Origin of the sequence: Hwangdonia seohaensis, from assembly GCF_031932625.1 — a bacterium.
In the GTDB taxonomy this organism is placed as follows: domain Bacteria; phylum Bacteroidota; class Bacteroidia; order Flavobacteriales; family Flavobacteriaceae; genus Hwangdonia; species Hwangdonia seohaensis.
In genome coordinates, this window is sequence record NZ_JAVSCK010000003.1 from 819399 (window position 1) to 834700 (window position 15302).

The window sequence follows — 15302 nt, forward strand, 5'->3', positions numbered from 1 at the left end:
TCGAGTGATTTTGAGGAACGAAAAATTGTATCGAGAACCCATTCATGGTTCAAAAATTCTTATTCTCGATACAAATTTTACTCATTTCAATCGTAAAATTCACTCGAATTGACAGAATTTTGCCAAAATGCACCAAGGCTTAGTAATACCTTATTTTCACCCAAACCTCGGCATCATTTTTTTTGACTTCGGAAACAAATGCCTTTGAACTTGGTCGCCAACCTTCTTTGTTTTTTGTGGAATTGAAATTAGCCCTTCTGTACGTAATTCTGTTAGTAGACTTTACCATCTTAATAATATCGTTTTCTTTTGGTTTTGAATCCTCTATTGATGCTATTTGACCTACCTTTTCCAATCCGCGTCTCCAAATAATTTTCGCTATTTGACCTTTGGTTGGTTGTACATAAGGCCCATTTTCGGTTTCGTTGCCAACATACAACCATCCTGTTTCACCAATAGAACCGGACTTTTTAATATTTGATATGGCAGAATTCATATCAAGCGAATCACGTTTGATTCCCCAAATATTTGTCAGGTATTCTATATAGTCTTCAACGGAATTTGCCTTTTCAATATGATTCCAATATTGTTCTGGTTGTAAACTGTTTTTTAAATCATCATAAAGCTTCTTATTTATTGAGTCTGATTTTTTAAGGTCTTTATAAGTTTCAGTCGCTTTTATTGTTAAAACATCAATTTGATCTGCTTGTAAATCCATTTGCTTTCTGGTAGTGCTAACATAATACAAAAACCCTACGAGCATGGCAACTATAATATAATAAGCCCATTGATAGCGCTTGTCCTTTTTTTCAATTTCCTTAATTTTATCATCGATACGTTTCATTCTTTTCTAATTTAAATTTTTATATAATTATAAAACTCGGTGTTAAATTTTTCAATTTCAGTATCCGATAATTTATTCATAACACGTGTTAAACGCTCACGTTTTAGTTTTAATAGCTCCATTAAATCTATATTTCGTTCTCGTTTTTTAATAGCTCCAAAGGGATTAATGGATAATAAATTCAAAGCCAAACTTCCTGTTGCGGCAATCCAAAAAGGTACTGTAATAAAATTTGTAAAGCCTAAAAAAGCAAATGTAATAAGGCTTAAAACGCCAACAATAACAATCATCTTCCAGCTTTTTTTAATGCCTTTTTCGTGCATTTTAGAGGCCCGATTTATTTCATCTTCTGAAACTAATAAATCTTCAAGATCAACCTCCGTTTGAATGGCTTTTCCTGTAGATTCCTCAGTTGTATTTGCAATAACCTTTTTTGGCGCTTCAGACACACCAATAAGTTTGAGTACTTTTTTTAGGTTGGCCGAGGCTTTTTCTTTTAACCCGAGAAAAGACAAAATATCATGTATCGCTTTATCCGGGTTGTTGGTTAAATCTGCATATTGCCTACGTTGCCAACGCATAGGTAATTTACATTCTTCAATAAGGATAGGGACCATTTTCTTTTTGGTGTTAATGGCAATGGAAACCTCGTCCTGAACATTGGGCGACTCGACGGAAGTTGGTGATAAAATAAGCATTAAAGTTCCTGATTTTTCCAAGGCTTCCTCGATGGCATCGTCCCAGTTTTCACCGAGACCAATACCTAGTTGGTCTATCCAAACGTTTACGCCCAAGCTTTGCAATTCTTTAACAAGTCCGATAGCGAAGGGTCTATCTTTACTTGAGTAGCTTACAAAAATAGTTTCTGCACTCATGTTATTCGTTTTTAGTTGGTTAGGATTAATTAAGGAGATGTCAATATAGTCATTTTTTGATTAGATTATTAATTTTTTTTTAATAAAGATTCATTTTATTACAATGGTAACCAGTTGTTTATACTGCTAATTGATTCTGAAAGTTATCTTGTAAAAAGTTGAGATTAACTTAATAATTGCGCTTTTAAAAACTGTGTAAATTCATCATCATCTATATTTGTTAAGGCAACATATCCAGCGTACGCATTGGTATGCATAGACACTTTTTCCCTAATGGGTATATTTGTTGAAGCTTTGATGTAAAACTCTTTGGCGCGCTCTAAATTTCCTAAATACATGTTTGCTTCGGCAACGGTGGCATATTTCCAAAGATTATCATCGCAATGCTCCGTGGCTTTCAATGCTTGATTTGCGTATTTTTTCATTTCCGATTTTCCGGTTTCAGGGTCGGTTACAATACTTAAAAAAGCCAAATTGATGGCATGATAATAAATTTGGGAATAAGCTTCATTTTCAACCGAAATTTCCAAGGCTTTACTATAATAATCACGGGATAACTGGCTGGATTTATACGAATAGGTTTTTAAATAATCGCGTTTATGCCTTCCGGCGATTATTCCCATTAAATCCGTATTGTTTTTTGCCATGGGGTGATGGTTTAGTATCTCATAAACTTCGTCTTTACGTTCAAGCCCTTCCAATGCAAAAATGAGTTGGGTTAAGCCTCTTTTGTCGAGATCGTCTTTTATGGGAAGCAGCTTTTTAACTACGGCATCATACTTGCCCAAGGTTAAATTTATTTCTTCTTTATTGGTATATTGATTAAAGAATTTACTTCCTGTTAAGCTGTTTAAAATTAAAGCGTAGGCATCGTCTTTTTCGCTGTCCGGTTTTACTATTTGTAAATGTTTGCCATCCACAATTTCGCAATATTCTTGACCAAAGGGTTTGTGGCAAGAATCGATTGAAACATATTCATCTTCTGATGAAGCCGCTACCTTTAGTTTAAAAGGATACGCATTGTTGAAGGTGTCTTTCCATTGGTTGCGAAGCGATGTTATGTAATCACCTTCACTACTCAGTTCGCTATATTTTTTGTTCCATTGTTTGGCAAGCACTTCTGGAGCAATGCCGTTACTGGGCGTGCCGAACATAATGAGATGCGAAATTCTATTTCTATGGTCTTCGTCCAGTCCTAAAATGGCTTTTTGCGCAACTAATCCGCCCAAACTGTGCGCAACGATTGCTATGCGATTGTAATCTTTGAATTTATATTTTATGGATGTTTTTAAGAAACCGGCAATTTTATCTACGTCAAGAATAGCACCCCAAATATCTTTTCCCAATTTTGGCTGTACAACAGGCGAATACCCCAGGGGTTTCATGGCCCAACCATCAAAATTGGAATCGGCCTGCAACATTTTCGGGATATTGCCAAAGGTATCTTTTGATTCTCCGGAGAAACCATGAACAAAAAGCAATAGGTTGTTTCCTTCCCCTCGTTCCCAAGATTCCAAATCACTACTTTTTGAAGCTACGGATTCAACCTGTTGCGCTTGAACCTTAAATTTATTGGTAACGATTTTCTCTTTAAAACTTTTGGGAATATAACTAATAACAAAGTCGCTATTCATTTGAAGGTTTGCGTAAGGCGTTTGGTCCTTAACAATGTCGCTGCGTTCCTTAAGTGTTTTAATCAACTCAGGAATTCGGGTGAATACATAATTAACGGTTTCCACCATTCTAATGTATTCATCGGCAAAAAAGTGTTTATGCTTAGCGTTTAGTGCCTCAATAAAGGACGTTGTAAGCACGCTGTAATCATCGTTATTATCGCCCCACGATAACTCTTCGGCTTGAGACGAGGCTATAATTACCATGCCTTGTTCGTCATCGATTTCCTGGGCGATGCCTTCTAAGTCTTCAGATTTATGAAGCGTATTTTGGGCCGTGTTTTTTGAAATGGTTTGCGAAATAATATCGTCTTTTCCGTCAAAAAAACCTCCAGAATGGCAACAGTCAAACATGATAATCATTCTTTTTGATTTCATTTGACTGAGTTTCTCCCTTAATTTCTCTCCCAATATTAAGCTTTCGCTGGTAGCTCCATAGGGCAATAAGTATGAGCGCCCTTCGTGATATCCACCATGCCCGGAATAAAATAAAAGGAAAGATGAGTTCTCATCAATTTTGGTTATGTAATTATCAATGGCCGTATTAATGTTTTCGGTTGTGGCTTCTTTATCGAGTAGGAGCGTGATGTTCTCTTCTTTGTAGCCACACAATTCTTGATTGGTTAACACATCAAAAATAGCTTGAGCGTCCCTAAGCACTTGGGTGGTTTTTTGTTCATTGTCCACACCAATAATCAAAGCGTATGCGTTATCTAGTTTTTTCATATTGAATTTACAATGATATTTTGTTGAATAATGTTTTCATTTGAATAACCTGATTAGAAGTAATCTTTGGAGAATTTAAGCCAATATTGTTCAGCTCTATTAGGGTTTTTAACTGACGCGCTTTTTGATTATTGATGATGTCATGATCGGCTAAAGTGGTTGTTAATGCAAAATTCGAGGCACCATTGGTAGCGATTCCTTTTGTAGCTGCCATGTTTTTTAGGGTTTGGTTAATAGCATCTTGTAATTCCATCAACTCCTGATATGGGGTTTCGGCATGACTCTTTTTGGGAACTATTTTTGAATCTTTGGGAATAATGCTGCTTCCATCTTTTGGGATGATGCTGGAGCCATCTTTTGCGGTTATTTCCAAAGACCCCAACCCAATTAACTTTGAGGCTTCTTGCAGTTTGTCGTCAATAAAGTTCATTTCAAAACCTTGCGCACCGGCTTTAATTGAACCTAAGCTACCAATAACTTTTCCTATGTGTTCTCTAAAAAAAAGTAATCCCGCCAATACGGTTAATGGCCAAATAATAACGTCTAGTAAATTTATTAATTCTTGCATGGCTTTTTTTTTGGTTAGTATTATATGGTTTTGTTTTTCCAAAAATTCATTATTTGATTAATGAATTCTGGCGTGTTTTTAATGGTTTTAAAATGATAATCGTGTTGAAACGTGGTTGGTGTGTAATTAAACCCTTGGGCCACAGATTTTTTTAGAAATTCTATGGCTTTGTCTTTTTCGCCCATTGATGCATGGTACTGCGCCCAACCGTAATCGATAGCTCCAAACTGATAATCGGTTCTTAAACCGTTTAGTTTTTCAATTTGAGTTTTGGCAGCTTCAGAGTGGCCGTTTTTAAAATAACTTATGGCTAACAATACCAAATATTCAATATTATGGGGTTCAGTTTCGTGTAGCGATTTATATAAATCTTCAGCATTTGTATAATCACCTTTATAATAATAGGCCGTGGCGAGATCGGGCTTAGTGGTAATCGCATTGCTGTTTGAAATAACTTTATTAAAATAGGTATCTGCTTCAGCTTTTTTATTGGCATTTAAAAACTGCATTCCGGTAAATACATTTAAATAATCCATATCTTCATTTGACGCCGTTAAAGCATAGTGCGACAGGTATTTTTCAAGCTCTATAATTTTACCGGATTTCACATAGGCACTTAATAACGGACGCTTTAAATAATTGGCCTCAATAATGTTTGTAACGGGCGCTAATATTTTTATAACGTTGTTGTACTTACCAAGTTCAACGTCGGCAAGTCCTTTAACATAATATCTAAAGCCGCAGCGTGTACAATTGTCTAAAACCATGTCTTCCATAGGGATTTCATTGTATATGGCGTCAATGTCTTCAGGTCTATTAACATATTGCAGGGCAATGGTCATGGTGGTTTGATTGGTGTTCATATCCAAAGAAGCCACATCGTATTCTTTTTTAATAGCGCGATAGGTTTTGTCGTTTTTTCCGCTAATAATGGATTCGTAGAAAAGCATCCAGTTTTTTTGTCTTGCGTTTAATGTTGAATTTGTTGCAACGGTTTTTATTAGTGAATCTGTAATCGAAAATAAACCTTTGTTGTAATAGTAAGCCATAAGATGGGCTTTTGGTTCGAAAAAATCCAAATCGTTTTTAATGGCTTTGTTTAAGTATTCCAAGTGGATTTTGTCATTTTCAATATTATCCAACGCATTTATTAAATACTGATAGGCTTCATAATTAGGGGGTGTTTCTTCGTAGTATGAAGCTACTTGATTATTGTTTTTCTTTATATAACCAGACTCATCTTGTCGGTCTTCAGTCGATAAATACCCAAGAACATCTTGTTTTAATTTTTCCGCACAATCCAACGGTGCATTGGGGTCGCACTTAATGGTTTCAAAAGAGATTAGTGTTTTGTCAACCAAACCATCTTTTATGGAACCCTGCAAAAACAACGTGTCTTTTTCCATGTAAAAAGTGCCCTCAATAACCTTACCTGGTTTTAGGTAGTTTTTTAGAAGATTGTTTAAATCTATTGATTTTCCGGCTTGAGATTTTATAACACTGGTATAATCGCTAACAATTTTAGATGAAATCACTTGGCCAACTTCATTTTCGGTAATGCCGTGGCTAATATACCTCGCCGCTATTCTGCCCACATTGTCTAAATCTGTATTGCCCGTTGTGTTTTCAAAATCCAAAACAGCAATTTTATCGTTTCCCTTTAATGCCTTTAATGAAATCTTTTCCCCAAAATTATTTTTAAAAATGAGGGTAATGGCAATACCAGAAAGCAAACCAATAACAAATAAAGACGAAAAGTACATTTTTTGAAATGCACTTTTGTTATACGGTGTTGTTGGGTCTTGGGTTTGTTGTATTTCGTGTTTAAGAAGCCTAAACTTCCATACATAGTAAATATAAATCGGGAACCCAAACAACAGAATAACGATGAGATAGGTAACACTTTTTTCAGGAAGTCCGAGGGGCGAAGTTATAAGTGCTAATACTTGCAATACTACCCAGCTCGATACTATATAAATAGAAAGCATTTTAAAAACTCCCTTTTTATGGCACTCTTTAACGAAACCTTTTAGGTTCATTTTTCAGTTGATTAATTGAAGTGGTTAAGAGTAAATGGGATTAATAGCTTGCTAAAGTTACATTTTTTCACTAATATAGAGCATAATTAACTTTAAAAATATATATCATGGCAAGTAACAAAAACTCTGATACTATTCATCCAAAGGACGGAAGTAGTATCATCCCAAAAGACGGAAGCAGTATTAAACCAAAAGACGGCTCTAGCATCATTCCAAAAGATGGAAGCAGTATTAAACCAAAAGACGGCTCTAGCATCATTCCAAAAGACGGAAGCAGTATTAAACCAAAAGATAAAAGACATTAAACCTTACTGTTATTTGAAATAGATACTATTCAATGATTAAATCTTGCCCTATATTTTAAGCAATTGAAAACATAAAAAAACCGAGACAGAAATGGCTCGGTTTTTTTATTGGACCCAAATAGCAAATCATTCCTCAACAAAAAAGTGCTCTTTTAAACTTAAGTGTATTTGTTGCAAATGAAAGTTGATGGTAGTTCAAATCGCAACGCGTATAAAAACTACTTTTCGCGCTATAAAAATGAAGTAAATTTTTAAATTGATTAATCAACCAGCTCAATGGTTCTTTGGAAAGTGTAGATAAACCCATCAGCACCGGTACCAGTTGTTGTTATGTTTTTGTCAATTGTTAACGTGTTTTGAGAAATCTCAAAATTACCAAATTCGATATCATCTATGGTCAAAAAGGTTTTTCCGCTAGGACCTTGAATAACATCAAATTCATAAGTTCCGGAATCCAGCGCATCCTCAATCGTGTCGTCATCATTATTATTTTCAACAACAAGCGTTTTGGTTGCATCGTTAAAAGCCCATACAATGGTATCAAGGCTAAATGTTTCATTTACGCCGGCAACACCACCAGTTACGTTAACCAAGTGCCATAAATATTTTACTTTTTGAGGGTCTATGGGGTCTTCACTGGTTGAACAGCTTGAAAAACTAAACAAACAACTTAAAACGATTAGAATAGACTTCTTCATTATTTAAAATTTTAAAGATTTAGGATTTTATATATAGATGATAAAAAAACCAAAAGGTTGCGTTGAAATAATTTTAAATAGTGATTTATGGTTCGAAAAAGAGCGTTTTTTTCTATTTCTTATACTTAACTTTGTTAAAACAACCATGTTAATTCGAATTCTGATTCTATGAAATTTTTCAAGCTGCTCATATTCTTCCTCTTTTTGGTAACGGTTTCCTGTAAAAATAAAGTGCCGGCAAAAGCAGGCGTTATTCCACAGCCCAACCTAATCGAGTATCAACAAGGCACATTTATGGTTTCTGAAAATACGGTAATTGTTTCTGAAAATTCTGAAGAAGGAAAACGCATCGCAGCTGAATTGATTTCTTTTTTTGATAAAAACTTCAATTTAAAACTAAATACCTCGACCAAAATTCAGGACAATGCCATTCAATTAATAATATCTGAAGATGGCGATAATAAGGAAGCGTATCAACTTAACGTGACTAAAAAAGGTGTTTCAATAACAGGGAAAACCTACCATGGCGTGTTTTATGGGGTACAAACCTTAAAGCAGTTGCTAACGCCCAAAACATTGATTAATGCACCGATACTTCATTTTGTTCATATTAAAGATGCACCCGAATTTGGTTGGCGTGGTATGATGTTGGACGTGTCGCGGCATTTTTTCCCTAAAGATTCCGTTAAAAAAGTAATCGACATTTTAGCCATGCACAAAATGAATAAATTCCATTGGCATTTGGTTGATGGCATTGGTTGGAGGATTCAAATTGATAAGTATCCGGAATTAATCAAAAAAGGGGCTTGGAGAAAAGTAAAGGAAAACAAAAAACCGTGGGAAGATTTTGAGGCAACTTATAAGGATACCGAAGGTGAGGTTTACGGCGGATTTTATACCAAAGCTGATATTAAAGAGGTTGTGGCATACGCTGCCGAACGGTATATTGATGTGATTCCTGAAATTGAAATGCCCGGGCATTCTGAAGCGGCACTGCAATGTTATCCGGAATTTACTTGTGATGGCGAAGGTACATCCGGGGTGTATTGCGCCGGTAACGATGGATCTTTTGAGTTTTTACAGAATATAATTAGCGAGGTTGTGCCACTGTTTCCGTATAAATATTTACATATTGGTGGCGATGAGGTTGGTAAATCGGCTTGGTTAAATTGTAAAAAATGCCAAAAAAGAATGCAGGATGAAAATCTTGAAAATGCCGAAGAATTACAAAGCTATTTTGTAAAACGTATGGAAGAATTCATCCATTCGAAAAATAAAAAATTAATTGGGTGGGACGAAATACTGGAAGGTGGTTTGCCGGAGCGAGCCACTGTTATGTCGTGGCGCGGATTCGAGGGTGGTATAGAAGCCGCCAATGCAGGGCACGATGTAGTAATGTCGCCCGGGTCTCCTTTGTATTTTGATCACAATCAAGGCAAAAGCGAGTTCGAGCCACCATCTTGGGGCGGCTACAACAACTTGCTCAAGGTTTACGATTTTAATCCCGTTCCCGATGCTATTGCAGCAGATAAAAGGCATCATATTCTTGGTGGACAAGCCAATCTTTGGACCGAACAGATTAAAACTTTAAGTCATGCACAATATATGATGTTGCCCAGGTTGAGTGCGTTGTCTGAAGCACTTTGGACAAGCCCTAACCAAAAAAACAAGAATGAATTCATAAAAAGAATAGATGTTCATTTTGATAGATTTGAGGAACTAAACTACCATTTCGCGGGGAGCTCACTGGCACCAGATTATAACGTAACTTATAATAAAGCTGATAAAACCTTTGTGCTTGAATTGAAAAACGAATTGGGTATAAATGAGATTAGATATACTTTAGACGGTACGGCACCAATAGTAAATTCAGAATTATATACGACGCCAATACGCTACACCAAGCCCATTAATGTACACGCACAAGCCTTTAGAAACGGGGAGCCTATTGGTTTTCCTTTAAAGAAAATGTTTTCCACCGGTTTTGGCGATAAATGCAAGGTTACATATACCCATCCTTATAACGAAAGTTACAGCGGCGGAGGCGAACAGGCTTTGTTTAATAATAAGTTTGCAAACCCAAGAGGCGACGACCCCAATTGGCAAGGGCTTCCTAAAAAGGACTTCGAAGTAATTATCGATTTGGGAGAACCCAATGCATTATCTTATGTTGGTTTAAACTTTTTTCAGCACATTGGGGCTACTTCCGTTATGTTGCCAACTCAAGTGGTTATTGGTATTTCGGAAGATGGTAAAACCTATCAAATCGTTTTGGATGAAACTTTGGAAACCATAAAGGACAGAGACCCTATTATAAAAAGAATAGAAACTGAATTTGAAAAGCAAGACGTTTCCTTTATTAAAATTTCGGCAAAAAATAGAGGTCAATTACCAGAATGGCATATTCGAAACGGTGATGCTTGGGTATTTGTTGATGAGGTTACGGTAAAATAAAACATCAAATTTCCATGAAATTTTTTCAAAAAGAAATACAGTTAAAAGCACAATCAAGAGGGTTTCATTTGATTACGGACGCTATTTTAGAGGCGATACCAGAAATTAGAGCCATTAAAATAGGGCAGATGCAGGTGTTTATAAAGCATACATCGGCGAGTTTAACCATAAATGAAAATGCTGATTATACGGTGAGAACCGATTTTGAAAGTCATTTCAATAAAATGATTCCTGAAAACGCACCGTATTACGAGCATACTTACGAAGGGCCTGATGATATGCCCGCACATATTAAAGCATCGGTTTTAGGCGCTTCGGTACTCATACCAATAAGCAACGGAAAACTAAATTTAGGGATTTGGCAAGGGGTTTATTTGTGTGAACACAGAAACTCTGGTGGTTCAAGAAAACTTGTAATTACCGCCTACGGGATTTGAGTTCTTTAAGGAATCTTTATTTTTTCCTCCTTGTCAATAATTAATTTTTGTAAAATGTGTTCAACCCCAAACTCATCATTGGTCTTGGTTTCAAATCGCGCTGTTTGCTTTACCACCTCATGGGCGTTTTTCATGGCATAGCTAAAATAGCCTTGTTTTAGCATTTCTATATCATTATGGTAATCGCCAAAAACCATCGTTTCTTCAGCTGAAATTTGATACGAATCTTGCAACAATTTAATGGCATGACCTTTATTGGCCAAATTATCGGAAATATCCACCCAATGTCTGGCCGAGGTTTTTACTTTAAAATGAGCTTCTAAATGCTTTACATGCGGATAGATATGTTTTTCTGAATTTTCTTCGTGGTAAAGAGAAACCTTGTAAATATCTTCATTAATCTCATCGATGTTTTCAATAATTTGAAAACTCGGATAATACTCAGTTAAAACATCCGATAAGGCTGTCGAGTTCTTTGTTATAAAAGCCTTGGTTTTTCCGCAGAAAACGGGGTGTGCATTTTCTAATGAATCAATCAGAGCTGTAATTTCTGAAAGCTTATCTGTTTTTATGGGCGTAGATAGTAGGGTTTCGTCTCTTTTAGATACAAGTCCGCCATTTTCCGAAACTATAATAATATCGTTTTTTATACCGTTAAGTTTCTGGGTAATGCTATAGTGGGGCCTGCCACTGGCGGCTACAAACAACACGCCGTGGTCTGTCATTTTATTGAATAATTTAAAAAACTCGGGACTCACTTGGTGCTTCGAGTTTAGGAGCGTACCGTCCATATCGGTAACCACTAATTTTACTTTTGATAGATTCATGCCAGGGTTGTTTTAATAATTTGCAAAAGTAACACTCCTTTGATAGAGAATTGTTTTTTAAAAGTTAATTTTAGTTAAACAAAAAAAATCCGATTCAATTAAGAACCGGATTTTTATATTAAGCGAATAATATGATTTTACAATAGGCGAAACGCCTTATTTAATTTTCTCTACTACAGCTTTAAAAGCCTCTGGGTTATTCATGGCTAAATCCGCTAAAACCTTACGGTTTAATTCAATGTCATTAGCTCTTAATTTCCCCATAAATTGAGAATAAGATAAACCATGTTCTCTGGCTCCAGCGTTAATACGCGTAATCCATAAAGCACGGAATGTTCTTTTTTTGTTTCTACGGTCTCTGTACGAATATTGCATCGCTTTGTCAACCGCATTTTTTGCTACTGTCCAAACGTTTTTACGACGTCCGAAATAGCCTTTTGCTTGTTTAATTACCTTTTTTCTTCTGGCTCTTTTGGCTACAGAATTTACTGATCTTGGCATAATTTTAATTGTTTTTTGTAGTAGGCGGCCGATAATCGGTACTTCTAACTTCGTACTCCTATCTTCGTACTTGGTTGCCTAACTCCAGGGTTTATAAATTGTTTTAACCGGTTAAAACGCTGTTACTTTAAACGCAACATGGTTTTAACATTGTCTTCGTCAGCCTTATGTACTAAAGTATCATGGGTTAACGCTAGCTTACGCTTTTTAGATTTCTTTGTTAAGATGTGACTCTTAAAAGCGTGCTTTCTTTTAATTTTACCAGTACCCGTAAGCTTAAAACGCTTTTTGGCACTAGATTTTGTTTTCATTTTAGGCATTTTTTCTCCTAGTTTTTTAATTATTTCGCTTAATTGCTTTTGTGCCGAATCTTTTTTCGGCGTCGTATTGTTTTACTAAAATTTCTACCTTGGTATAAGCCGTAGGGTCAAATCTAGTATTAACTATTCATTACTTTTTGGGAGCAATAAACATCGTCATTCGTTTACCTTCTAAACGAGGCATTTGCTCAACTTTCCCAAATTCTTCAAGGTCTTGGGCTAATCTTAATAACAAAATCTGGCCTTGCTCCTTAAATATGATTGAACGTCCTTTAAAGAATACAAAAGCTTTTAATTTTGCACCTTCTTTTAAGAACTTCTCAGCATGTTTCTTTTTAAATTCGTAATCGTGGTCATCAGTTTGAGGACCAAAACGAATTTCTTTAATTGTTACTTTGGTGGCTTTAGATTTTAAAGCTTTGTCCCGTTTCTTTTGTTCATAAAGAAACTTCTTATAATCCATAACCTTACATACCGGAGGATCAGCATTTGGTGAAATCTCTACAAGATCTAATTCCTGCTCGTTTGCTATTCTCATAGCATCACCTTTGGTATAAATACCAATTTCTACGTTGTCTCCAACAAGGCGTACTTTTTGCGCTGTAATCTTAGAGTTAATCTTATGTTTATCCTCTTGTGAAACCCTTCTGGGTTGATGTCTTCTTCTAATTGCTATGGCGTTATGGTTTTAAATTAAACTTATTGTTTTTTAAAATGATTTTAATGTTTTTTTAATATCTTCTTTTATTATTTCAGTGAAAGCCTCTAAGGTAATCATTCCTAAATCTGCACCACCGTGTTGTCTAACCGTAATTTTGCCTTCTTGCTCTTCTTGCTCACCAATAATAATCATATAAGGGTGTTTCTGCATCTCTGCTTCACGTATTTTTTTCCCTATAGTCTCATTTCTATGGTCAACGAGGGCGCGAATTTCGTTATTTTCTAGCAAATTTAAAACTTTTTCAGAGTATTTTTCATATTTCTCGCTAATTGATAATATAATTGTTTGAATTGGCATCAACCAAATAGGAAAATTTCCGCCTGTATGTTCAAGCAATAAAGCTACAAAACGCTCCATGCTGCCAAACGGTGCACGGTGTATCATAATAGGTCTGTGTAGCTCATTGTCACTGCCTTTATAGGTTAAATCGAAACGTTCGGGCAGGGTGTAATCTACCTGAATAGTACCCAATTGCCACTTTCTGCCTAAAGCATCTTTAACCATAAAGTCCAATTTTGGCCCATAAAAAGCAGCCTCGCCAGTTTCAATTACATAATTTAAGCCTTTTTCTTCGGCAGCATTTATAATGGCTTGCTCCGCTTTTTCCCAATTTTCAACAGTACCAATGTATTTGTCTGGATTTTCCGGATCCCTTACAGAAACCTGTGCCGTAAAATTTTCAAATCCTAAGGAACCAAATACATAAAGCACCAAATCTATCACATCCTTAAATTCCTTATCCAATTGCTCTGGCGTACAAAACAGGTGGGCATCATCTTGAGTAAAACCGCGTACACGGGTTAAACCGTGCAGTTCGCCACTTTGTTCGTATCTGTAAACGGTGCCAAATTCAGCAAAGCGTTTTGGTAAATCTTTATAGCTCCATGGACTGCTTTTGTAAATTTCGCAATGGTGCGGACAATTCATGGGCTTTAATAAAAACTCTTCATCTTCTTTTGGAGTCTTAATCGGCTGAAAACTATCTGCCCCATATTTTTCATAATGACCGGAGGTTACATATAATTCTTTTTGGCCAATATGTGGTGTTACTACCATTTCGTAACCCGCTTTCTTTTGTGCCGCTTTTAAAAAGTTCTCTAAACGCTCGCGTAAGGCAGCACCTTTTGGAAGCCAAAGCGGTAAACCCTGTCCCACTTTTTGCGAAAACGTAAAAAGCTCCAACTCTTTGCCAAGTTTCCTGTGGTCACGCTTTTTGGCCTCTTCGAGCAGCTCCAAATATTCGGTAAGCTCCTTTTGCTTTGGGAACGAAATACCATAAACACGGGTTAGTTGCGGTTTGTTTTCATCACCGCGCCAATAAGCACCGGCAACACTCAATACCTTAACCGCTTTTATAATACTGGTGTTGGGTATATGTCCGCCGCGGCACAAATCGGTAAAAGTCGAGTGGTCGCAAAACGTAATCGTGCCATCTTCCAAGTTCTCTATCAGTTCCGTTTTAAACGGGTTGTCCTTATATAGTTCCAGCGCATCGGCCTTACTTGCCGAACGCATTTTAAAATCGTGTTTGCCACGGGCAATCTCCAACATTTTGTTTTCAATCGCTTTAAAATCCTTTTCCGAAACCACATGCTCGCCAAAATCTACATCATAGTAAAACCCGTTTTCAATAGCAGGGCCAATGGTAAGTTTGGCATCAGGATACAATTCCTCAATAGCCTGTGCCAAAACGTGTGCCGAAGAATGCCAAAATGCCGTTTTACCTTCATCATCCCGCCATGTATATAAAACCAAAGCGCCATCGGTGGTTAACGGTGTAACGGTTTCTACGGTTGTACCATTAAAATTGGCCGAAATTACATTCCGCGCAAATCCTTCACTTATGCTTTTGGCAACATCCATTGGTGTAACGTTCTCTTCAAACGTTTTCACACTGCCATCAGGTAATGTTATATGTATCATTAAAAAAAATTAAATTCAGTGTGCAAAGATACTAGTATAAATAAATCCACACAATACATATATAATATATATAGGTATAATTTTTTCAAGGGCGTTCCCCTGCCAAAAAAGCCAGGGTCGGGCTATCCGTTGCAAGTCTGCGCTCGTACCTCGCTGTGGGCTTTCCACTGCTATCCCTAACGCGGGCGTGCCGGCAAATGGCGCCGCGCAAAAACCGGCGTCGGTGCCGTCCCCAAAAAAAAAGGGCACCGATACCATAATATACGGCATACATTAAGTAGCGGTTCGCGCAAATGCCCGGGGCACAACCGCGCCGCCGCCGTGTTTTGCCAACGGCGCTCCCCGATTTCCAGTACGGCTGGATGCAGGGCCATGGGTTTCAGGTTTTTTT

At 36.7% G+C, this 15302-nt stretch carries 14 protein-coding genes; 3 read left to right on the forward strand and 11 right to left on the reverse strand.

The genetic code is table 11. The annotated features are described in order from the left end of the window. Positions 1-139 precede the first annotated feature (139 nt). The 5 genes from RNZ47_RS12585 to RNZ47_RS12605 form a co-directional block, all read right to left on the reverse strand. The gene (locus tag RNZ47_RS12585; RefSeq protein ID WP_311940533.1) at positions 140-844 is read right to left on the reverse strand and encodes a hypothetical protein; all 705 of its coding nucleotides are present in this window, start codon (positions 842-844) and stop codon (positions 140-142) included. An 11-nt stretch (positions 845-855) separates the two neighbouring features. Then, a complete protein-coding gene (locus RNZ47_RS12590) occupies positions 856-1719 on the reverse strand; it encodes a toll/interleukin-1 receptor domain-containing protein (protein WP_311940535.1) in 864 nt (287 codons plus the stop codon). Between the two features lie 164 nt (positions 1720-1883). Further along, a complete protein-coding gene (locus RNZ47_RS12595; protein ID WP_311940537.1) occupies positions 1884-4118 on the reverse strand; it encodes a caspase family protein in 2235 nt (744 codons plus the stop codon). A gap of 7 nt (positions 4119-4125) precedes the next feature. Then, positions 4126-4686, reverse strand: coding sequence for a hypothetical protein (locus RNZ47_RS12600; RefSeq protein ID WP_311940539.1), 561 nt, complete (start codon positions 4684-4686; stop codon positions 4126-4128). Between the two features lie 20 nt (positions 4687-4706). Then, on the reverse strand, positions 4707-6725 hold the full coding sequence (locus tag RNZ47_RS12605) for a tetratricopeptide repeat protein (RefSeq protein WP_311940541.1): 2019 nt from the start codon (positions 6723-6725) through the stop codon (positions 4707-4709). A gap of 107 nt (positions 6726-6832) precedes the next feature. Here RNZ47_RS12605 and RNZ47_RS12610 point away from each other — a divergent pair, with 107 nt between their 5' ends. Continuing rightward, on the forward strand, positions 6833-7030 hold the full coding sequence (locus tag RNZ47_RS12610; protein WP_311940543.1) for a hypothetical protein: 198 nt from the start codon (positions 6833-6835) through the stop codon (positions 7028-7030). A 260-nt stretch (positions 7031-7290) separates the two neighbouring features. On the opposite strand, the gene RNZ47_RS12615 is transcribed toward RNZ47_RS12610, so the two are convergent. Then, the gene (locus RNZ47_RS12615; protein WP_311940545.1) at positions 7291-7728 is read right to left on the reverse strand and encodes a hypothetical protein; all 438 of its coding nucleotides are present in this window, start codon (positions 7726-7728) and stop codon (positions 7291-7293) included. A gap of 168 nt (positions 7729-7896) precedes the next feature. Here RNZ47_RS12615 and RNZ47_RS12620 point away from each other — a divergent pair, with 168 nt between their 5' ends. Both RNZ47_RS12620 and RNZ47_RS12625 read left to right on the forward strand, forming a co-directional pair. Further along, a complete protein-coding gene (locus tag RNZ47_RS12620; protein ID WP_311940547.1) occupies positions 7897-10182 on the forward strand; it encodes a beta-N-acetylhexosaminidase in 2286 nt (761 codons plus the stop codon). Between the two features lie 14 nt (positions 10183-10196). Beyond that, positions 10197-10619: a secondary thiamine-phosphate synthase enzyme YjbQ gene (locus tag RNZ47_RS12625; protein ID WP_311940550.1), complete on the forward strand. Its 423-nt coding sequence runs from the start codon at positions 10197-10199 to the stop codon at positions 10617-10619. A 5-nt stretch (positions 10620-10624) separates the two neighbouring features. On the opposite strand, the gene RNZ47_RS12630 is transcribed toward RNZ47_RS12625, so the two are convergent. The 5 genes from RNZ47_RS12630 to thrS form a co-directional block, all read right to left on the reverse strand. Beyond that, positions 10625-11446, reverse strand: coding sequence for an HAD family hydrolase (locus tag RNZ47_RS12630; RefSeq protein WP_311940552.1), 822 nt, complete (start codon positions 11444-11446; stop codon positions 10625-10627). Between the two features lie 156 nt (positions 11447-11602). Next, complete coding sequence (gene rplT, locus RNZ47_RS12635; RefSeq protein ID WP_311940554.1) at positions 11603-11947, reverse strand: 50S ribosomal protein L20; 345 nt, start codon at positions 11945-11947, stop codon at positions 11603-11605. A gap of 122 nt (positions 11948-12069) precedes the next feature. After that, entirely contained in the window at positions 12070-12267 is a 198-nt protein-coding gene (rpmI, locus tag RNZ47_RS12640) for a 50S ribosomal protein L35 (RefSeq protein ID WP_139698285.1), read from the reverse strand. A gap of 130 nt (positions 12268-12397) precedes the next feature. Beyond that, a complete protein-coding gene (gene infC / locus RNZ47_RS12645) occupies positions 12398-12943 on the reverse strand; it encodes a translation initiation factor IF-3 (RefSeq protein WP_311940587.1) in 546 nt (181 codons plus the stop codon). 33 nt (positions 12944-12976) lie between these two features. Then, positions 12977-14911 (reverse strand): threonine--tRNA ligase, encoded by a 1935-nt coding sequence (gene thrS / locus RNZ47_RS12650; RefSeq protein WP_311940559.1) that lies wholly within the window; start codon positions 14909-14911, stop codon positions 12977-12979. Positions 14912-15302 lie beyond the last annotated feature (391 nt).